The 19,845-nt window shown below is 72.3% G+C and carries 20 protein-coding genes; 8 read left to right on the top strand and 12 right to left on the bottom strand.

Annotation, left to right across the window (positions count from 1 at the left end; all coding sequences use genetic code 11):
* Positions 1–99 precede the first annotated feature (99 nt).
* The 5 genes from ITI46_RS24150 to ITI46_RS24130 all read right to left on the bottom strand — a co-directional run bounded on the left by ITI46_RS24150 (position 100) and on the right by ITI46_RS24130 (position 5,686).
* On the bottom strand, positions 100–2,730 hold the full coding sequence (locus ITI46_RS24150; protein WP_209241828.1) for an ABC transporter permease: 2,631 nt from the start codon (positions 2,728–2,730) through the stop codon (positions 100–102).
* Positions 2,727–3,473: an ABC transporter ATP-binding protein gene (locus ITI46_RS24145; RefSeq protein WP_209241827.1), complete on the bottom strand. Its 747-nt coding sequence runs from the start codon at positions 3,471–3,473 to the stop codon at positions 2,727–2,729. Before ITI46_RS24145 ends, ITI46_RS24150 begins: the two co-directional genes overlap by 4 nt.
* Positions 3,470–3,796, bottom strand: coding sequence for an SHOCT domain-containing protein (locus tag ITI46_RS24140; RefSeq protein ID WP_209241826.1), 327 nt, complete (start codon positions 3,794–3,796; stop codon positions 3,470–3,472). The genes ITI46_RS24145 and ITI46_RS24140 overlap by 4 nt, the downstream gene beginning before the upstream one ends.
* 137 nt (positions 3,797–3,933) lie before the next feature.
* Complete coding sequence (locus ITI46_RS24135; protein ID WP_209241825.1) at positions 3,934–4,449, bottom strand: GNAT family N-acetyltransferase; 516 nt, start codon at positions 4,447–4,449, stop codon at positions 3,934–3,936.
* Between the two features lie 4 nt (positions 4,450–4,453).
* Entirely contained in the window at positions 4,454–5,686 is a 1,233-nt protein-coding gene (locus ITI46_RS24130; protein WP_209241824.1) for an ROK family protein, read from the bottom strand.
* Between the two features lie 17 nt (positions 5,687–5,703).
* Here ITI46_RS24130 and ITI46_RS24125 point away from each other — a divergent pair, with 17 nt between their 5' ends.
* The 3 genes from ITI46_RS24125 (at position 5,704) to ITI46_RS24115 (ending at position 8,495) form a co-directional block, all read left to right on the top strand.
* Complete coding sequence (locus tag ITI46_RS24125; RefSeq protein ID WP_209241823.1) at positions 5,704–7,008, top strand: MFS transporter; 1,305 nt, start codon at positions 5,704–5,706, stop codon at positions 7,006–7,008.
* A gap of 127 nt (positions 7,009–7,135) precedes the next feature.
* Positions 7,136–7,972 (top strand): alpha/beta fold hydrolase, encoded by an 837-nt coding sequence (locus ITI46_RS24120; protein ID WP_209241822.1) that lies wholly within the window; start codon positions 7,136–7,138, stop codon positions 7,970–7,972.
* A 58-nt stretch (positions 7,973–8,030) separates the two neighbouring features.
* Complete coding sequence (locus ITI46_RS24115) at positions 8,031–8,495, top strand: DUF4442 domain-containing protein (protein ID WP_209241821.1); 465 nt, start codon at positions 8,031–8,033, stop codon at positions 8,493–8,495.
* A gap of 20 nt (positions 8,496–8,515) precedes the next feature.
* On the opposite strand, the gene ITI46_RS24110 is transcribed toward ITI46_RS24115, so the two are convergent.
* From ITI46_RS24110 to ITI46_RS24100, 3 genes are all read right to left on the bottom strand, one after another.
* Positions 8,516–9,181: a response regulator transcription factor gene (locus ITI46_RS24110; protein WP_209241820.1), complete on the bottom strand. Its 666-nt coding sequence runs from the start codon at positions 9,179–9,181 to the stop codon at positions 8,516–8,518.
* A gap of 38 nt (positions 9,182–9,219) precedes the next feature.
* Positions 9,220–10,410 carry a sensor histidine kinase gene (locus ITI46_RS24105; RefSeq protein ID WP_209241830.1) on the bottom strand — a complete coding sequence of 397 codons (1,191 nt, stop codon included), beginning with the start codon at positions 10,408–10,410 and terminating at the stop codon, positions 9,220–9,222.
* A gap of 360 nt (positions 10,411–10,770) precedes the next feature.
* Positions 10,771–11,157: a nuclear transport factor 2 family protein gene (locus tag ITI46_RS24100; RefSeq protein WP_209241819.1), complete on the bottom strand. Its 387-nt coding sequence runs from the start codon at positions 11,155–11,157 to the stop codon at positions 10,771–10,773.
* A gap of 98 nt (positions 11,158–11,255) precedes the next feature.
* On the opposite strand from ITI46_RS24100, the gene ITI46_RS24095 reads away from it, so the two are divergent.
* A complete protein-coding gene (locus ITI46_RS24095; protein WP_209241818.1) occupies positions 11,256–11,840 on the top strand; it encodes a TetR/AcrR family transcriptional regulator in 585 nt (194 codons plus the stop codon).
* Positions 11,841–11,942: 102 nt separating this feature from the next.
* On the opposite strand, the gene ITI46_RS24090 is transcribed toward ITI46_RS24095, so the two are convergent.
* Positions 11,943–12,653, bottom strand: a complete 711-nt coding sequence (locus ITI46_RS24090; RefSeq protein ID WP_209241817.1) for a TetR/AcrR family transcriptional regulator — start codon at positions 12,651–12,653, stop codon at positions 11,943–11,945.
* 262 nt (positions 12,654–12,915) lie between these two features.
* On the opposite strand from ITI46_RS24090, the gene ITI46_RS24085 reads away from it, so the two are divergent.
* A complete protein-coding gene (locus ITI46_RS24085) occupies positions 12,916–13,371 on the top strand; it encodes a nitroreductase family deazaflavin-dependent oxidoreductase (protein ID WP_209241816.1) in 456 nt (151 codons plus the stop codon).
* A 12-nt stretch (positions 13,372–13,383) separates the two neighbouring features.
* On the opposite strand, the gene ITI46_RS24080 is transcribed toward ITI46_RS24085, so the two are convergent.
* Positions 13,384–14,898: a geranylgeranyl reductase family protein gene (locus tag ITI46_RS24080; protein WP_372452056.1), complete on the bottom strand. Its 1,515-nt coding sequence runs from the start codon at positions 14,896–14,898 to the stop codon at positions 13,384–13,386.
* A gap of 157 nt (positions 14,899–15,055) precedes the next feature.
* On the opposite strand from ITI46_RS24080, the gene ITI46_RS24075 reads away from it, so the two are divergent.
* The gene (locus ITI46_RS24075; protein WP_209241829.1) at positions 15,056–16,471 is read left to right on the top strand and encodes a dipeptidase; all 1,416 of its coding nucleotides are present in this window, start codon (positions 15,056–15,058) and stop codon (positions 16,469–16,471) included.
* Between the two features lie 42 nt (positions 16,472–16,513).
* On the opposite strand, the gene ITI46_RS24070 is transcribed toward ITI46_RS24075, so the two are convergent.
* Positions 16,514–17,560 (bottom strand): NUDIX hydrolase, encoded by a 1,047-nt coding sequence (locus ITI46_RS24070; protein WP_209241815.1) that lies wholly within the window; start codon positions 17,558–17,560, stop codon positions 16,514–16,516.
* A 196-nt stretch (positions 17,561–17,756) separates the two neighbouring features.
* Positions 17,757–18,338 (bottom strand): TIGR03086 family metal-binding protein, encoded by a 582-nt coding sequence (locus tag ITI46_RS24065; protein ID WP_209241814.1) that lies wholly within the window; start codon positions 18,336–18,338, stop codon positions 17,757–17,759.
* Between the two features lie 86 nt (positions 18,339–18,424).
* Between ITI46_RS24065 and ITI46_RS24060 the strand changes: the two genes are divergently transcribed.
* Entirely contained in the window at positions 18,425–19,327 is a 903-nt protein-coding gene (locus ITI46_RS24060; protein WP_209241813.1) for a helix-turn-helix domain-containing protein, read from the top strand.
* A 165-nt stretch (positions 19,328–19,492) separates the two neighbouring features.
* Positions 19,493–19,819 (top strand): DUF8129 domain-containing protein, encoded by a 327-nt coding sequence (locus ITI46_RS24055; protein ID WP_209241812.1) that lies wholly within the window; start codon positions 19,493–19,495, stop codon positions 19,817–19,819.
* Positions 19,820–19,845 lie beyond the last annotated feature (26 nt).

The following is a 19,845-nucleotide window of genomic DNA, read 5'->3' as shown; positions in this document are numbered from 1 at the left end:
CCCCGGACCCGACCCCGGCGCCCGTACCGCCCCCGGCCGAGGCGGAACCCGCCACCGCGGGCTGAGGTCCCGCGGCAGCGTGGCCGTCCCCTGCAAGGGCTACTCAGTGGCGATGGCGCGCAGCACGTCCAGGCGTGCGGCCCTGCGGGCGGGGCGCCAGCCGGCCAGCAGCCCGGCGACGGCGCCGACCAGGGCGACGACCGTCAACTGCAGCGGCGGCAGGCTCAGGACGCTCAGCCCTCGGCTGTCGGTGGCCCGTACCAGTGCCCAGCCCAGGAAGGCACCGAGTGCGAGTCCGCCGACCGTGCCGAAGGCGGCCACCAGCACCGACTCCCAGCGCACCATGGCCCGCAGCTGGCCGCGGGTCTGGCCGACCGAACGCAGCAGCCCCAGCTCCCTGGTGCGCTCGTGCACGGCGAGGGTGAGGGTGTTGGCGATGCCCAGCAGTGCGATGAGCACGGCGAGGCCCAGCAGCGCGTAGACGAGGGTGAGCATCATGTCGATTCCGCCGGCCGAGGACTGCGCGTACTCCTCGCGGGTCTGCACCTCGGGCTTGCCGTAGCGGTCGGCCACCCGCTGCACTGCTGCCTTGCCCGCTTCCTGCGAGACGCCGTCCTTGAAGCCGACGGCCAGCAACCGGTCGGAGTTCTGCGTGCGGTGCGGGGCCCACGCCTGGGGGGTGATGACGTAGTCGCCGGTCAGTTCGCCCGTCTCGTAGACGGCGCGGACGGTGAAGCGCTGCTTGGCACCGTCGGTGAAGGTGAGGGTCGTGGTGGAGCCGGGGTGCCAGCCGTGGTCGGCGGCCTCGCTGCGCGAGACGGCGATGCCGCGGGTGCCCAGCCCTGTGAGTGAGCCGTCCACCTCGCCCAGGTGCATGACGCGGGGCAGCTTCGCCGGATCGGTGACGGTCAGCTCCTGGCCCGCTCCCTCGACGCGGGCGACGCCCTGGCCGAGGCCGAGCGCCGTGTCCACCTCCGGCAGCCGTTGCACGGCGGGAGCCAGACCGGGGCTCAGGTCGCTGCCGCCGGCGCCGAAGCCCGGGGTGCTGACGGCCACGTCTCCGGCGAAGTTGCGGCTGACGGTCTCGTCCATCATCGCCTTCAGCGAGGACGCGAAGACGGTGAACAGGGTGACGACGGCGACGCCGATCATCAGCGCCCCTGCGGTCGCCGCGGTGCGCTTGGGACTGCGCAGCGCGTTCCGCTGGGCGAGCGCCCCGGTCGTGCCGCGCAGCCTGGCCACCGGCCCGCCCAGTGCGCGTACGGCGAAGGTAGCCGCCAGTGGGCCGAGGACGATGAACGCCGCGAGCACCGTGACGGCCCCTGCCGCGGTCAGCGTCACCGACCTGCTGCCGGAGGCGGCCCCCAGCGCGGTGACGGCGATCCCGGTGGCGCCGAGCACGAGCCCGAGAGCGGCGCGGCGGCGCGAGACGCGGCTGTCTTCCGCGCTGGTCTCCCGCAGTGCCGCCAGCGGCGCGGTGCGGGCGGCCCGTACGGCGGGCAGCAGCGCGGAGGCGAGGCACACCGCGATTCCGACGCCGAGCGGCAGCAGCAGGGACAGGGCGCTGATGACCAACGAGCCCTCGGGGAAGGGGAATCCGACCGCGGGGAAGAGCGCCTGGAGCCCGGCGGCGATACCGAGTCCCCCGGCGAGCCCCACAGCGGAGGCCACCGCGCCGACGACCGCGGCCTCGCTCAGTGTGGTGCCCAGCACTTGGCGGCGGGAGGCGCCCAGGGCACGCAACAGGGCGTTCTCCCGGGTGCGTTGGGCGACGACGATCGCGAACGTGTTGTGGATGGAGAAGACCGCGACCAGCAGCGCGATGCCGGAGAAGACGAGCAGCAGGCTGGTGAAGAGGGTCAGGAACTGGCCGGAGATGTTCTCGGAGTTCTCCTCGGCCGCCTCTTCGCCGGTGACGGCCTCCACACCCTTGGGCAGCGCGGTCTCCAGCCGCTCGGCGAGCTGCTGCTGGCTGGTGCCGTCCTCGGCCCGCACCCGGATGGCGGCGGCCATGCCGGGCTCGGGCATCAGATACGTCTCGGCGTCCGCGCGGGTCATCCCGGCGAAGGTGGACTGCCCCATGCCGCTCTCGCCGCCGAAGGTGGCCAGCCCGACGATCTTCACCCGGACGGGGTCCGGGGTGCGCAGGGTCGTCACGTCACCGATCTCGAGCTTGCCCGACTCGGCGGCGCCCTCGTTGACGACGACCTCGCCGGAGGAGCGGGGTGCCCGGCCCTGGGAGAGTTCGTAGGGGTTGAGCTGCTTGTCGTGGATCCAGTTGCCGGCCGTGGTGGGCGGGCCCTGGCCGCCGACGGGTTCGCCGTCCGCGCCGACGAGTTGGCCCGCACCCTCGATGCTGGGTTCTGCGGCGGCGACGCCGGGCGTTGCGCGTATGGCCTTCAGGCTCTCGCCGGTGCGCAGCGGGCTGCGGGTGCCCATCGCGTTGTCGGAGGTGGCAATGACGCCCTCGCTGCGCACCACCGCGTCGGTGCCGCTGGTGGCGTTGCCGAACAGCGAGTCGAAGCTGGCCCGCAGTGTGTCACCCATGACGAGGGTGCCGGTGAGGAAGGCGACGCCCAGCAGTACGGCCGAGAAGGTGCCGGCGAAGCGCCGTTTGTGGGTACGCAGCGAGGCGAAGCTGATCCGCACCGCGGCCCGGGCGCTGCCACCTGCCCCGGTCGCCGGGGGTGTGCTGCCGGCGCCCCCACGAGCTCTGGTGTCGGTGCTCATCGGGCCGCCTCCTTACGGTCGTACGACTTGAGCTGGTCCAGCACCCGCTCGGCCGTCGGCTGCTGCATGCGCCCGGCGAGCCGGCCGTCGGCGAGGAAGACGACCTCGTCGGCGTGTGCGGCTGCCACCGGGTCGTGGGTGACCATGACGACGGTGCGGCCCATCTCGTGCACCGCGCGGCCCAGCAGACCGAGCACTTCGGCCCCGGAGCGGGAGTCGAGGTTGCCGGTGGGCTCGTCGGCGAAGACCACCTCGGGCCGGGAGGCGAGCGCCCGGGCGACGGCGACCCGCTGCTGCTGGCCACCGGAGAGCTCGCCGGGCCGGTGGTGCAGCCGGTCGCCGAGCCCGACGACGTCGATGAGGGCCGCGGTCCACTCCGGGTCGGGCCGGGAGCCCGCCAGGTCCTGCGGGAGGGTGATGTTCTCGGCGACGGTGAGGGTCGGCAGCAGGTTGAACGCCTGGAAGACGAAGCCGACCCGCTCGCGGCGCAGCAGGGTGAGCTTTTTGTCGCCCAGGGAGCCGAGCTCGGTGCCGCCGATGTACGCCTGGCCCGAGGTGAGCGTGTCCAGCCCGGCGGCGCAGTGCATCAGGGTGGACTTGCCCGATCCCGACGGGCCCATGATGGCGGTGAAGCGGCCCGCTTCGAAGCCGAGCGTCACACCGTCGAGTGCGCGGACTTCCGTGTCACCGCCGCCGTAGACCTTCACGGCGGCGGTGAGGTGGGCCGCGGGGGTGGCGGTCATCGCTTGCCGCCCTCGGACTCGCCGCGGTAGCGCTCACGGGTGCTCTCGTTCAGTACGGAGACGCGGCGCCAGTACTCGTCCTCGTCCAGCTCGCCCTGCGCGAAGCGCCGGTCGAGCATGTCCAGCGGGCTCTCGGCCCCTCCCGGTGCCGTACGCGGCTGCGGCTGCGGCCCCCAGGGGCGGCGCGGTCCGCGGCCACCGCGCCACACGGTGCGGCGCAGCAGGAAGATCCCGCCTGCGATGACGGCGGCCCAGATGAACGGGAAGAACAGGATCCAGGGTCCTGGGCCTCCCCCGTTGTGCCAGTGCGCCAGGGTCTGCATTGCTCTCAGCTCCTCGGTAGCGGCTGGTGCTGCGTTGTCGCTACCGAGGGTGTGCGCTCAGCGGGGTCCGGGTCGTCGTACAGCCAGCGGCAGTATGGATACCTCCCCGGGAGTACGAGCTTCGGGGCGCGGTACGCCTAGTGACCCACCTCGCGGCGCATGCACACGCGGGGCCAGCGGTCCAGGCCTGCTTTGGACTCCCTGGTGCGGATCTCCCGTAGGCCGGGGGAGAGTTCGGCTTCAGTGAGGGCGCGGAAGCCGAGGCGGGCGTAGTAGGGCGCGTTCCAGGGGACGTCGGTGAAGGTGGTGAGGGTGAGCGCGGGCATCAGATCGGCGGCTGCCCGGGCCGCCAGGTGGTCGAGGAGGGCGCGGCCGATGCCGCGCCGGGCGCGGTCCGGGTGGACGGAGAGCTGTTCGATGTGCAGGCAGCTGTCGACCGGTTCGGCCAGCGCGTAGGCGACGGGCGGGCCGCCGGTGGTGTCCGTCGCGACCCACAGCCCGCCCGCGTCCGCGAACTCGCGCAGGCACTCCGTCGAGGGCGGCTCGTCGTCGGCTATCTCGTCCATCCCCAGGTCGCGGAACCACCGGCCCGCGGCCCGTTCGATCTCCTGGAGCCTGCCGAGTTCGCGGGCGGTACCCGCTCGGATAAGCATGGGCCTATCCTCCCAGGGCTCCGATCGGGTCATCGAGCACCGGTTGCCAGGCCAACTCCGCAGCGCCGACGAGGGAGTTGTGCTCCAGCTCGCTGGGCAGTACGGGCACGCTGCCGCTGCGCCCCCACAGGCTGCGGTCGGCGACGACGCCGCGCAGCCGGTCGCCGTCCGCCTCCACCAGGGCGCGGTGCAGCCCGGCGAGCACGATGCGGTCCGGGTTGAGGATGTTGACCAGCCCGGCGAGGCCGAGCCCGAGCCGGTCGATGAGCCGGCCGGCCGCCTCGCGCACCCCGGGGTCGGTGTCGTACTCCGTACGGACCAGTTCGGCGGCCTGGGTCAGCAGGGAGGTGCCGGGCGCAGCCTCGCGTCCGGCGGCGTCGAAGAGCGCCACGGGGTCGGTCTCCACATCGAGGCAGCCGCGACTGCCGCAGTGGCAGGGGCGGCCCTCGGGGTCCACGGTCAGATGGCCGACCTCCAGGGCGAGCCCCGAACTTCCGGTGTGCAGCCGCCCGTCGAGCACGAGCGCGCCGCCGACACCGTGGTGCCCGGTTCCGACGACGAGCAGATGGCGGGCGCCACGTCCGGCGCCGTGCCGGTGCTCGGCCAGCGCCGCGACGTTGACGTCGTTGGCCGCGAACCCGGTGACCGGAGCGTCACCGGCCGGGCCGGTGACGCCGGCATCGGCAAGGCACGTACGGAAGGTGTCGCGGACCGGGGCGCCCGCCTCCCAGGCGAGGTGCAGTGGGTTGAGCGCGGTGCCCTCCGGTTCGGCGACAGCCGAGGGCACGGCGAGCCCCGCGCCGACGCAGCGCCGCCCCGTGCCGCGCAGCAACTCGGCGCCCACCTGAACGACTTCGCTGATGACCAGTGCGGGGTCGGCGTCCACGGTGCCGCAGCCGGGCGCGGTGGCGACGATGCGACCGCCGAGGCCGACCAGCGCCGCGCGGTAGCCGTCCGCGTGGATCTGCGCGGCCAGCGCCACGGGTCCGGCGGGATCGATGGCAAGCCGGTGGGAGGGGCGGCCCTGACTGCCGACGGGGGCTGTGGGATGGGCGTCGACGGTGATGAGCCCGAGGGCTTCCAGTTCTGCGGCAACAGCCCCGGCGGTCGCCCGGGTCACGCCCAGTTCGGCGGTGAGCACGGCGCGGGTGGGCGCCTGCCCGGTGTGGACCAGCTCCAGTGCGGGCCCGAGCGCCGAACGCCCTCTCTCCAATTTTGTTGTACGCGTAGGGGTCACGCCTCTATTCTCTCTTTGTGCCGACACTAAACAAAATACGGTCGGCGCTCGCCGGTGCAAAGGGGCACGGCGGCCGGTCCTCCGCCGCTCCCCACCACCCGGACCTGCGCCGCCTCCGTTACGCACTGACCGCTTTCTTCGCTCTCGATGGCTTCCTCTTCGCCGGCTGGGTGGTACGCATCCCCGCCGTCAAGGCCCAGACGGGCGCCTCGGCCAGCACTCTGGGCCTCGCCCTGCTCGGCGTGTCGGCGGGAGCCGTCGCCACCATGATGGTGACCGGACGGCTGTGCTCCCGCTTCGGCAACCAGCCCGTGCTGCTCGCGTGCGGCTTTCTGCTGCCGCTGAGTGTGGCACTGCCGCCGCTCACCCGCTCGGCGCTCGCCCTCGGCCTGGTCCTGCTGGTCTTCGGCGCCGCGTACGGAGGGATGAACGTCGCCCTCAACAGCACCGCCGTCGATCTGATCGCCGCGCTGCGCCGCCCGGTGATGCCGGGCTTCCACGCCGCCTTCAGTCTCGGCGGGATGGTCGGCGCAGGGCTGGGAGGGCTGCTCGCCGGGGAGTTGAGCCCCACCCGGCATCTGCTGCTCCTCACGGTCGCGGGGCTGGTCGTCGCCGCACTCGCCGCCCGGCCCCTGCTGCGCCACCGGCTGCCGGTGGCGCGACGTGCGGAGCCTGCGCGGGAGATGGACCGCACGCAGGACACCAGCCGCACGCAGGACACCAGCCGCACGCAGGACACCAGCCGCACGCGGGGCGCGCGGATGACCGGGCGGGCGCGCCGGCTGGTCGCCGTGCTGGGGCTGATCGCACTCTGCACAGCGTACGGCGAGGGGGCGTTGGCCGACTGGAGCGCGCTGCATCTGACGGACGATCTGGGGGCGAGCGCGGGCCTCGCCGCCTCCGGCTACTCGGTGTTCGCCGGGGCCATGACGCTGGGACGGCTCTCGGGCACGACGCTCGTCGAACGGCTGGGCCCCGCGCGTGTACTGGTCGGCGGGGGCGCGCTGGGGTGCTGCGGCATGCTGCTGGGGTCGCTCGCGCCGTCGGTCTGGCCGGCCCTCGGCGGCTTCGTGCTCACCGGTCTCGGACTGGCCAACGTCTTCCCCATCGCCATCGGGCGCGCCGGCGACCTCGCGGGACCCGGCGGGGTCGCCGCCGCCTCCACGTTCGGCTACGGCGGCATCCTGCTCGGCCCGGTGGCCATCGGCTTCCTCGCGGACTGGTTCTCGCTCCAGGCGGCACTGTTGACGGTCGCACTGCTGGCGGCGCTGGCCTCGGTGACGGCGGCGATGACGCGGCGGGCGGTATTGCCCGAAGGGTGAGTCGCACGGTGGGCGGCACCCTCGCGCCCGCCGTACCCCAGCGACTCGGAGGATGTGACCAGAATCTTGCGTTTGTCGTCACTCAGGCCAGTGTTCTGCCGCTTCCCCGGCCCGGAGAGTGGTGCCCATGAACACGACCGACACCTGGAAGCTGGACCGCACCTTCGAGAGCTCGACCGGAACGGTGCGCTGGGCCGCCCTCGGCGACCCGGCGCTGCCGCCCGTGGTGCTGCTGCACGGGACACCCTGGTCCTCGTACACCTGGCGGAGCGTCGCCCGCACGCTCGCGGCCGACCACCACGTGTACGTATGGGACATGCCCGGCTACGGCGCCTCGGCGAAGTACGAGGGGCAGGACGTCGGCCTCGGTGCGCAGGCCCGGGTGTTCACCGAACTCCTGGAGCACTGGGCGCTGGAGCGGCCCGCCGTGGTGGCCCACGACTTCGGCGGCACGGTCGCCATGCGGGCGCACCTGCTGCACGGAGCGGCGTACGAAAGGCTCGCCCTGGTGGACGTCGTCGTGGCCTTCGACTCCTGGGGGTCACCGACGTACAAGCTGATGGGCGCGCACCCGGACATCTTCAGCCGGCTGCCGCCCGCACTGCACCGCGCCATGGTCCGTGAGTACATCTCCTCCGCCAGCGCGCGGGGCCTGCACCCGGACGTGCTCGACCAGCTGGCCCGGCCCTGGCTGGACGAGGCCGGGCAGCCCGCGTTCTTCCGGCAGATCGCCCAGAACGACCACCGCTGGACACTCGAGGCGGAAGAGCGGTACGGCGAGACAGCGGTGCCGGTTCTCATCTGCTGGGGCAGGGACGACGCGTGGATCCGCGCCGAGAACGCGCAGCAGCTGGCCGACCGGATCCCCGGCGCCCGGCTGCAGATGATCGAGGGCGCGGGCCACCTCGTACAGGAAGACGCCCCGGCAGAGCTGACCGCGGCGCTGATGAGGTTCCTGGGCTGAGGTTTCCTGGGCGACAAGTGATTACCCGCGGGTAGGGCCCGGTGCTAACGTCCCGCTCATGGCACAGCTGCTGCGCACCCCGAAAGGGCTGGCACGGGCCCTGAACTGGTACCCGCCGTACCGCTTCGCGGGCATCCGCGTCCTGGACATCGCCGACGACTGGAGCAGCGCCCGGGTACGGCTGAAGCTCGGCCGGCTGAACCGCAACTACTTCGGCACCCAGTTCGGCGGTTCGCTCTACTCGATGAGCGACCCCTTCTGGTGCCTGCTGGCGGTCAACCGGCTGGGCCGGGGGTACGTGGTGTGGGACAAGGCAGCCGAGATCGAGTTCGTCTCCCCCGGACGCGGCGATGTCTACGCCGAGTTCAAGGTGACCGAGGACCGGCTGGAGGAGATCCGCGCCGCCACCGCGGACGGCTCCAAGGCGCTGCCCTGGTTCGAGTCGACGGTCACCGCCGCCGACGGCACCGTCGTCGCCCGCGTCCGCAAGCAGCTCTACGTACGCCGCAAACGGGACAGCTGACCGCAGGCCCCCGGTGGGGCTCAGCCGAGCCAGCCCGGGCGCACCAGGCCCGACTCGTAGGCGAGGACGACGAGCTGGGCGCGGTCGCGGGCGCCCAGCTTGACCATCGTGCGGCTCACATGGGTCTTGGCGGTCAGCGGCGAGACGACCAGCCGGCGGGCGATCTCCTCGTTCGAGAGCCCTATCCCCACCAATGCCATCACCTCCCGTTCCCGCTCGGTGAGTTCGGACAGCCCCTCGATCCCGGCGGGCTCCTTCGAGCGGGCCGCGAACTCCTCGATGAGCCGCCGGGTGACGCCCGGCGACAGCAGGGCGTCACCGTCGACCACGGCACGCACGGCGCGCACCAGTTCCTCCGGCTCGGTGTCCTTGACGAGGAAGCCCGAAGCCCCCGAACGCAGCGCCTCGAAGACGTACTCGTCCAACTCGAAGGTGGTCAGCATGACCACCTTCACCTCGCCCAGCTCCGGGTCGGAGGTGATACGGCGAGTGGCGGCCAGACCGTCCACCACGGGCATCCGGATGTCCATCAGGACCAGATCCGGGCCCAGTTCCCGCACCAGCGCGACCGCCTCCTGGCCGTCGGCCGCCTCGCCCACCACCTCGATGTCGGGCTGCGCGTCCAGCAGCGCGCGGAATCCGGCGCGCACCAGAAGCTGGTCGTCGGCCAGCAGCACACGGATCACGGTCTCTCCTCGTCTCGGCAACTCGCGGCCGGGGCCGCTCACTGTAGCGGCGGCCTCTTCTCCCCGGAGCGCAGCGGGATCGTCGCATGGACGCGGAAGCCGCCGTCCGGACGCCGCCCCGCCTCGACGGTGCCGCCGAACGCCGCGGCACGCTCGCGCATCCCGACCAGCCCGTTGCCACCGCCCGTCGGCCCGGTGCCGGTCGCGGGCCCCTCGTCCTCGACGACCAGCTCCAGCACCTCTGTCCCGTAGCGGATCCGCACCTCGGCGGTACGGGAGCCGGAGTGCCGTACGACATTGGTGAGCGCCTCCTGCACGACGCGGAACGCCGCGAGATCCGCCCCCGGTGGCAGAGGTACCGGCGTGCCCTCCGTCTCGGTGGTGACCTGGAGCCCGGCGCTCGCCGCCTGCTCGGCCAGCTCGCCGAGCCGGTCGAGGCCCGGCGCGGGCGCGCGGGGCGCGTCCCCCGGCGCCCGCAGCGTGGCCAGCACCTGCCGCACCTCGCCGAGCGCCTCCTTACTGGCGGACTTGATGGTGGTGAGCGCCGTACGGGCCTGCGCCGGGTCGGAGTCCAGCAGTGCGAGACCCACGCCCGCCTGCACATTGATGACGGAGATGCTGTGCGCCAGTACGTCGTGCAGCTCGCGGGCGATCCGCAGCCGCTCCTCGTCGGCCCGGCGCCGCGCGGCCTCCTCTTCCTCCCGCACTCGGCGCTCGCGCTCGGCTCGGCGCACCCGGGCCAGGTCGCCCGCCGTGCACAGCGCGATCATCCAGACGGCCATGAACAGGTCGGTCCCCCACGGCCCCGGCCCGTCCCCCTCCGGCGGCAGCCAGCCGTAGAACGTGTGCGCAGCCAGCAGCTGGCCGACCCACAGCGCTCCCAACGCACCCCAGGTCGCGTACCGCTGACCGGCGACGAGCGCCGCGAACCCGGCTACCACGACACTGACCAGCACCGGTCCGTAGGGATATCCGGCCGCCAGATACGCCAGCGTGACCGCCGACGTACCGAACACGGCGGTACGGGGAAACCGGTGCCGCAGCAGCAGGAACAGCGGCCCGAGCACCAGCAGCGCCCGCGCCGCACCGTCCAGGCCCACGGTTTCCGCCCGCTGGTTGTCCGCGGCGAACGTGCTGCCGACCTGCTGGAAGACGAGGACGGCGAACGAGGAGGCCCACGGGATGCGCCGGGCCCACAGGCCGTGCCCCTGCTGCCCGGGCCGGTGCAGCCATGGGGGGAACGGTGCCCAGCCGGTGGCCGGGTCGCCGTCGGAGGGAGGGGGCGCGCCGGAACGCCGGTGCGTCGACGCACAGGATGGGCGGCGGAACGGGAGCCTGCTGGTCACACCCTCACGCTAGACCTGACCCGCACCTCGCGGCGTCAGCCGAGCGCGGTGCGGACAGCTACTCCCGGGGGAGTACGTGCCCGCGCCCCGTCAGCGGCACGGAGAGCTCCGCGAACAACCACCAGGCACCCGAAGCCGACAGCAGGTGAGCCGCAACCGGCGACCGACGGCAGAGGCACCCCTCACCGGAACAAGATCCGCAGCGAGGAGCCGGGCGAACGTCAGGACCCGAGCTGGGAGTCGTCAGACGAAGAAGGCGTTCATCCCGGGCACGTCGGAGAGGTACGTCTCGATACTCGCGATCTTTCCGTCGCGGAGCCGGCAGACCGTGGCCAGATATTCGTCCAGCACGGCGTCCTCCCGGCGTGCGGTGTTGTGCAGGGAGAGCGCCAGGTTCTCCCTGCTGACCAGGATGTGCAGCAGCTTGAAGTCGAGGCCGTACGAGGCGATCAACTGAGCGCGTTCCACCACTGCATCGGCGCCGTCGGCTGTGCCGGAGATGGTGTTGTCGCCGGGCAGGGTCCAGGTGGCGTCGTCGTGCAGCAGGGCCCGGATGCCGTCCCAGTCGCGCGAGATGAGGGCCTGGTGGAAGCTGCGCCCGAGGGCGAGGGCGGCTTCGTTGTTGGACATGGCATTCCCTTCGCAGCACTAAAGCGGTGATCTCCGCCTTAGTGCGACTGTAAGCATGCTGCCAGTTAAAGCGCAAATCTCTGCTTTAGAATGGAGGGGTGAACACTGACGCATCGACGAAGCGGCCCGGCGGCCGCAGCGCCCGCGTCCGTGCCGCCGTACACAGCGCCGCGGTCGCGCTGGTGAGCGAGCGCGGCGCCGACCAGGTGACCCTCCCCGCCGTGGCCGAGCGTGCGGGGGTCAACTCCAGCTCCCTCTACCGGCGCTGGGGCACGGTCGCCGCGCTCCTGGCCGACATCGCCAAGCAGCGCGGCGACGCCGACGCACCCCCGCTCGTCGGCGACCTGCGCACCGATTTGGAGAACCAGGCAGTCTGGACGCTGGCGGAGCTCTCCCGGCCCGGCGGCATCGCGTTCTTCCGCGCCGAGGTTGCACCCGATGTCGACGAGCGGCGCGACGGACTCCGTGAGTGCCTGCGCAGGGTCAGCGAGCGCTTCCGCTCCGTACTCGACACGGCGCGGGAGCACGGCGACGCAACCCCGCCCCCGCCCCTGGAACAGGTGCTGGACCGGATCATCGCGCCGCTCTACTTCCGGGTGGTCTTCTCGATTCCCGGTACGGATGAGGCGTACGTCCGCGAACTCGTCTCGGGACTCATCGGGGAGCCCCCGCTTGAACCTTGACCTTCGACAGGCTCACCGCTCCGGCGGAACGGAGCCTTGCACACGCCAACGGCGAACACCGCGGAGACGGAGCGGGCAAGTCGGCTGAGGTCGAACCCCAAGCTAGCGGCGCAGGCCCACCTGGTCGGCCAGGCGCTCGACGGCATGGTCGAAGAACGCCTCCCGCGCGGCGACGACATTGGTGAACTGCCCGAACAGCTCGAAGCTGACCAACCCGAACAGCTGCGACCACGCAGCCACCGCCTCCGCCGCCACCGCCGCCGGCAACTGCACCCCGAGGTCCCCGACCAGGCGCTCGGCGTCCTTCAGAACCGCCTCCGGCGCCGCGGCGGTCCGAGCGGGCTCACGCAGCGCACCACTGGTGTGCGCGTCACGGAGAATCCCCAGCAGCGCGAGACCGACACGCGAGGCGGGCTGGGTGGTGCTGGGCGGAGCCTCGTACCCGGGGACGGGCGAACCGTAGATCAACGCGTACTCGTGCGGGTGCTCCAGCGCCCACGCCCGGACAGCACGGCATACGGCCCGCCAGCGGACGAGATGCGAGTCCGCCACCGACTCGGCCTCGGCACGCGCCGCTTCGGCCGCGGCGCCGACCGCGCCGTAGGCGTCGGTGATCAGCGCCGTCAGCAGGTCGTCACGGCTGGGGAAGTAGCGGTAGAGCGCGGACGAGACCATGCCGAGCTCGCGGGCGACGGCGCGGAGAGAGAGGCGGGCGGCGCCCTCGTCCGCGAGGTGGCGCCGCGCCTCGTCCTTGATCGCGGTGGTGATCTCGCCGCGGGCGCGCTGCCGGGCGCCCTGGATCTTGCTGGCCATGAGAGCAGTGTGCCAGGGATGAGAGCGGTGCTCAACGTCGAGAGCGATGGCCGCAGTGCGGAGCGGCGGTCGCATAGCGGTGCGGCGCTCTTAATTGCGATCGGCGCACCATTTCGAGAGCGGCGCTCTCCTCTCGGAGCGCCGCTCTTGCCCTTAAGCGCCAATGCTGCAACACTGCTCTGCAACGAGAGCACTGCTCTCGCTTCAGATCACCGCTCACCACACCCACCCGCACCCGCACCCGCCCACAACGGAGGCACACATGTCAGCCCAGCCCTACGTCAAGCGCCCCGGCTCGTTCACCAACAAGGTGCTGAACCCCACCGTCTCCTGGCTCTCCCGGCGGGGCATCAGCCTGGCGGGGTCGAGTGTGCTGGCGGTCAAGGGGCGCAAGAGCGGCGAGTGGCGGCGCACCCCGGTCAACCCGCTCACCCACGAGGGCGAGGTCTACCTGGTGGCCGCGCGCGGACACGTCCAGTGGACGCACAACATGCGCGCCGCCGGCGGGGGTGAGATGTTCCGCGGCAAGCGGGGCCGGCCGTTCACCGCGACCGAGGTGCCCGACGCGGAGAAGCCCGAGATACTGCGGGCTTACCTGCGCAAGTGGAAATGGGAGGTGGGGGCGTTCTTCGAGGGCGTCGGTCCCGACTCCTCCGACGAGGAGCTCCGCTCGGTGGCGGAGCGTCACCCCGTCTTCCGGCTCACCTACACCGGCTGAACGCCCCGGGGGCTACGCCGAGCGCCCGGACGTCGGCCCGTCGGCGCCGCCCGAACCGCCGTCACCGGCGCTGCCGTCAACGGTCCCGCTGTCGCTGTCGGGAGCGATCGTGGTGTCACCCTCCTCGGCCCGGTCAGCCCGTTCGTCCCGTTCTGGCTCCCGGCGGTCCAGGGTGTCCAGGGCGCGGCGGGCGATGGGGTGCACGCGGACGACCTCGGCGAGGGAGGTGGCGCCGCGGGTGAAGCGGGCGAAGACGTTCCAGGCGGGACGGAATCCGGTGAGCGCCGCGTGGAAGAGGCCGGGGCGGCGGGAGAAGATCCGCAGCAGCCGCCGTCCCACGCCCATCTCGACGCCGAGCCCGGCCTTGACGGCGAAGGCGTAGTTGAGGGCCTGCCGCCGGGCGTCCACCGCGTCGTGCGCCTCGGCGATCCGTACCGCCCACTCCCCGGCCAGCCGTCCCGAGCGCAGCGCGAAGGAGATGCCCTCGCGGGTCCAGGGCTCGAGCAGCCCGGCAGCGTCGCCGCAGACCAGTACCCGGCCACGGGAGAGCGGCGAGTCGTCGGTGCGGCAGCGGGTCAAGTGGCCGGAGGAGATGCGGGGTTCGAACCCGGCGAGACCGAGGCGGCCGATGAAGTCGTCCAGATAGCGCTTGGTGGCAGCGCCCTCGCCGCGGGCCGAGATGACGCCGACGGTGAGAGTGTCGCCCTTCGGGAAGACCCAGCCGTAACTGCCGGGCAGCGGGCCCCAGTCCACGAGCACGCGCCCGGCCCAGTCCTCGGCGACGCTTTCCGGAACCGGGATCTCGGCCTCGAGACCGAGGTCCACCTGGCCCATCTTCACGCCGACATGTGCGCCTATCCGGCTGGCGCTGCCGTCGGCGCCGACGACAGCACGGGCGAGGACGGGCTGCTCCTCGCCCGCCAGCACGACGGCCACCGTACGGCGGTCGGGCACGGCGGGGCCGTGCTGTTCGACGCGCGAGACCGTGACGCCGGTACGCACCTCAGCCCCGGCTTTGAGGGCCGACTCGACCAGGCTGTTGTCGAACTCGTCCCGGTTGACGAGGCCGAAGAGCATGTTGCGGGAGCGGCGGGTGCGGGTGAGCTTGCCGTTGAGGGAGAAGGTCACCGCGTGCACGCGCTCCCGCAGGGGGAGGTCGAAGCCGGGCGGCAGAGCGTCACGGGAGGGGCCGATGATGCCACCGCCGCACGTCTTGTAGCGGGGCAGTTCGGCCTTCTCCAGGAGCAGTACGCTGCGGCCCGCGACGGCCGCGGCGTAGGCGGCCGAGGCTCCGGCGGGCCCGGCACCGACCACGACGACGTCCCAGACGGGGCGGTCCTCTCCCCCGTCCGCCGCGGATCCCTCGACGGGGATCTCGGCGGGGATTTCGGCGGGAGTTGCGGCCGGGGCTTCGCCGCGGGTTTCGACGGGCTGCTCACCGGGCTCGCCCGGCCCGTCCGCCCCACCCGTACCGGCACCCTCCGCAGGCTCGACGTCCTCGTTCCCGGCTGCGTGCTCGCTGCTCACGATGTGTTGTGCTCCCGCTTGACCTCGGCTTACGGAATGGCCCATCGCATCCTACGGGCCCGATCATGTGCGATACACATGTCTCCGTACACGTGTGCCAACGTCGCGCCCACAAGGAGCGTTCCCCATGCAGCAGCCTTCGTCCGACCCGGCGGCTATGCCTTCCTCGTCCGCTTCGTCCACTTCTTCCGCATCATCCGACCCACAGGCGTCGGAGGTCGCCGCGACGGTCGCCTCGCTCATGCCGCGGGCGAGGACCGAGCTCGCCGAGCTGGTGGCGTTCCGGTCGGTCGCCGACCCTGAGCAGTTTCCCCGGAGCGAGTGCGAGGGCGCGGCCGCCTGGGTCGCGGAGGCGCTGCGCGCCGAGGGCTTCCAGGACGTCGCGGCGCTCGACACCCCGGACGGCACCCAGTCCGTGTACGGGTATCTGCCGGGCCCGGTGGGAGCGCCCACGGTGCTGCTGTACTCGCACTACGACGTGCAGCCGCCGCTGGACGAAGCAGCCTGGCACACCCCGCCGTTCGAGCTGACCGACGGGGCCGACGGGCGCTGGTACGGGCGCGGTGCGGCCGACTGCAAGGGCGGGTTCATCATGCATCTGCTCGCGCTGCGCGCCGTCAAGCAGAACGGCGGGCTGCCCGTCTCGGTGAAGATGATCGTGGAGGGCTCGGAGGAGCAGGGCACCGGCGGTCTCGAACAGTACGCGCGGCAGCACCCCGAGCTGCTGGCCGCCGACACCATCGTGATCGGGGACGCGGGCAACTTCCGCTGCGGGCTGCCGACCGTCACCGCCACCCTGCGCGGTATGACGCTGCTGCGCGTACAGGTGGACACCCTCGAAGGGAACCTGCACTCGGGCCTGTTCGGCGGCGCGGCGCCCGACGCGCTCGCAGCGCTGCTGCGCACGCTGGACTCGCTGCGGGACGCCGAGGGCAACACCGTCATCGAAGGGCTGGACCCGGATGCGCGGTGGGAGGGCATGCCGTATCCGGAGGAGAACTTCCGGCGCGACGCCAAGGTGCTGGACGGGGTCGGCCTGATCGGCGACGGCGCCGTCGCCGACCGGCTGTGGGCCCGCCCGGCAGTGACCGTACTCGGCATCGACTGCCCGCCCGTCGTCGGTGCGACCCCGTCGGTGCACGCCTCGGCGCGCGCGCTGATCTCGCTGCGGATTCCGCCGGGTACGGACGTCGGGAAGGCCATCGAACTGCTGGTCGCGCACGTGGAGTCGCACGTGCCGTGGCAGGCGCGGGTGTCGACCGAGGTGATCGGCAAGGGCCAGCCGTTCAGCGCGGACACCTCGAGCCCGGCGTACGCCGCGATGGCCGCGGCGCTGAGCGCGGCGTACGACGGTCAGGAGATGCAGATCGCGGGGATGGGCGGCTCGATCCCGCTGTGCAACGCGCTTGACGCGCTCTATCCGGAAGCGGAGATCCTGCTCATCGGGCTGAGCGAGCCCGAGGCGCAGATCCACGCGGTGAACGAGAGCGTGGACCCGCGCGAACTGGAACGGATGGCGGTGGCCGAGGCGCTGTTCCTGCGCGGTTATGCGGAGCAGGCCGCCGGGGCCTGAGTACCGGCCGCTCCGCAGGGCGCGGTCCGCCGCGTACGGAAGTCAGCGCAGCAGGTTTCCCGATCCGGCGGTACCGGTGGGTACGCCGCCCTCCAGGTAGAGCGGGTGCCCCGCCCTGCGGGCCCGGAGCGCGCAGCGCAGCCGCTCCAGCCTTACCGGAGGCAGCAGTTCCGCCGCCTCCTCCTCCGTGACGAACCGCCAGCCGCGGAGTTCGGCGCTGGGCAGCAGCAGCGCCGCTGCCGCCTCGGCCGGCAGCCGTCCGCCGTCGAAGAGCAGCCGCATCCCGCCGTATCCCGGCGGGTGCGGCCGCTCCCAGTCCACGACGAGCAGCCCGAGCTCACTGTCCAGCCGCAGGCCCAGTTCCTCGAACACCTCACGCACACCGGCAGCACTCGGCGCCTCACCCGGTTCCACCACACCGCCGGGGAACTCCCAGCCCGGCTTGTAGGTGGGATCGACGAGCAGCACCCGGTCGCGGTCGTCGAAGAGCAGTATCCCGGCGGCGACCGTCTCGGCGGTCGGCTCCGGCGTCTGCACGATGTCCACGTCGCCCGCACCGGCGCCGATCGCCTCGGCCAGGCGCTCCGCCGTACTGCGCGGGGTGAGAAAGGTGGTGTCCACGGTGTGCGCCTCAGCGGTGATCCACGGCAGCGCCTCCTGGTAGGGACGCACATGGCTCAGACACCAGGCCCGGGTGGCACCGCCGTCAGCGGCGGCACGGGAGTCGATACGCTCGCGCAGCACGGGTTCCTCGACGTGCAGCAGCAGATGGCGTACGGGTATCCGGCGGGCGGCGAAGGCGCCGAACATCTCGTCGCGGTACTCGCGCCGCAGCAGCGTCATCGGGGTGATCAGCGGGCCTGGTACCTCGGTCAGCAAAGCGGCGGCCGTGTCCACCACGAGCCGCCGCCATGAGCGCAGGTCCTGGAAGTCGGCTATCTGCGCCAGCCGTTCCTTCGGCAGCATCCAGCGCAGCTCAGCGCCGATGACTTCGGGATCGTAGAGCGTGCTGCCCGGGAGCAGGTCCAGGAGTTCGTACGCCGCCGTGGTCTTTCCCGCGCCGAAGGCGCCGTTCAACCAGACGATCACGGTGTTCCCCCCTCATCCGTCGTCCCCGTTCAGTTGCCCGCATCACCCGGTGCGGGAAACGCGCCGGGGCGGCTCTCCCGGCGCTGAACGAGGCACGGCGCCCGCGCCCCGGCGCGCACGGCAGGCGCGTGCGACCCCCGGAGAGGGAAGGGAGTGGACGGGGCGGGGGTGGTGGGACGCCGCGAGCGGGCCTGGGTCAGGCCGGTGACTGGGGCGACGACCAGGACGGGTCGCGTCCGGTGATCATCAGCAGCCGCTCGAACGGGGTGGCATCGGGCGGAGGAGGGATCTCCTCGCCGAACACCCCCGCCTTCCGGGCCATGGGCGCCATTTCCTCGAATCCGGGACCGACTTCGCCCAGCGCTGCGGGGTCGGGCCGGTACGCCTGGCCCGTGGCGCGGGCGAGGTCCCAGCCGTGTACGAGCAGATCGCCCATCACCATGTGACAGACGGTGCGCTGCGGCAGTCCCATGCCCTGGGAGACGCCCTCCAGCGCATCCGGCGCCGACCACGCTTCGGCCAGCTTGACCGTCTCGTCGCCGAAACGGGTGCGCCAGTCCCCCTCCAGATAGTCGGGGGTGGTGCTGAAGTCCGCGGTTCCCTTGGCGGCCAGGGCCTGGAAGCCGACGACGACATGGAAGAGGTGGTTGAGCAGCGCCCGCACGTCGTACTCGGCGCAGGGCGTGGGCCAGGCCAGCTGCTCGTCCCTGACGCCGCGGACCACGGGGTCGGTCGCGCGGGCCGCGCTGTCGATGAGGGGGGAAAGTGCGTTTGCCATACCGTCACGCTATGCCGGGCAGCCCACCGCGCCTTGAAGAAACGCGACAGGGTACGGCGCCGGGAGCGCCGCATAGGATTGCCGTCATGGCAGGTCGGAGCGACCGTGGCCGGGAGCTGGAACGGACCGCGGAAGATGACCTTCCCGCCGAGGGTCCTCGCCGGGACACCCGGGGCATCGTGCAGGCCCCCGGGCTGCTGGCACGCGTCCGCTTCCGTCGCAGACTCCCGGCCGAGCCGCTGCGCCGCTGGGTCGAGCACTACTGGCTGATCGACTGGGACCTGGAGGAGCCGTACGTCTCCCAGGTGGTACCGCACCCGTGCGTCAACGTCGTCTTCGAACGACGCGGCCCCGCGGACCTCGCGCCCGGAACAGGGCTCGTCGCCGGCGTGGGCACCGGCGTCTTCTCCACCAAGCTGGAGGGGGTCGGACGGGTGTGCGGCGTACAGTTCCGCCCCGGCGGCTTCCACCCGTTCCTCAGGCCACCCCGCCGGCTCTCCGCACTCACCGGCCGGCAGCTCTCACTCGAGGAGGCGTTCGGCGCCGGCGAGGCGGTACCGTCCCGAATCCTGGATCCGGCGGGGGAGGACGAGCGGGTGGCCGCGCTCGACACGTTCCTGCTCTCCCTCTCCCCCAGCCCCGACCCCGCCGCCGAGCGGGCAATGGAGCTGGCCCACCGGGTACGTACCGACCGTTCGGTACTGCGCGTCGAACGGCTCGCGGCGGACGCGGGCCTGTCCGTACGCACACTCCAGCGGCTGTTCGCCACATATGTCGGAGTCACTCCGAAATGGACGATCCTGCGGTATCGCGTCCATGAGGCCATGGAGCGCGCCACCGCCCACCCCGGGACGGACTGGTCCCGGCTCGCCGCCGAGCTCGGCTACAGCGACCAGGCCCACTTGATCCGCGACTTCACCGCCGCAGTGGGCGTCACGCCCTCCGTCTACGCCCGCGCGGCAGCGGACACCCAGCCACCACGCGGCTGAGGCGGCCGGCTGCGGCCCGACCCGGCTGAGCTGCGCGTCCGGCGCTGAGACGTGTGCGGGTCGCCCGACCTGGTTACCCGCCGGATCACGGCCCGTCCAGAGCGGAACGGATGGACGTTGGCACGTCGTACAACCGGAATCTCTGCCCGAGGAGGCCGGAAGCCCATGTCAGCACAGCAGTCCAACGCCCTGCCGCTGCCCGACTACGACCAGCTGCCGGCCGGGAGCGTGGAGCACCGGATCCGGTCTCTGGGGAGCGACGAGGTGCAGCGGCTACTGCAGTACGAGCAGGAACACGCCGACCGGCCGCAGGTGAAACAGATCCTCACCGCACGTCTGGACCAGCTCGAGTCCGGCGCCGAGCCCTCCGAGGGCGACGCCCGCACCGCAGGCCCCGACGTCCCGTCCGACACCCCCGGCACCTCCCCGGTCTCCCCGGCGAGCGCAGCCGAACCGGAAGAGCCGCTGCGGCACGGCAAGCACAAGATGTAGGGGCGCGAGGTTTGGGGGACTGGCGA

The sequence above is a fragment of the Streptomyces oryzae genome (genome assembly GCF_017676365.1).
GTDB lineage: Bacteria > Actinomycetota > Actinomycetes > Streptomycetales > Streptomycetaceae > Streptomyces > Streptomyces oryzae.
This window is presented reverse-complemented; position numbering and strand designations above follow the sequence as displayed.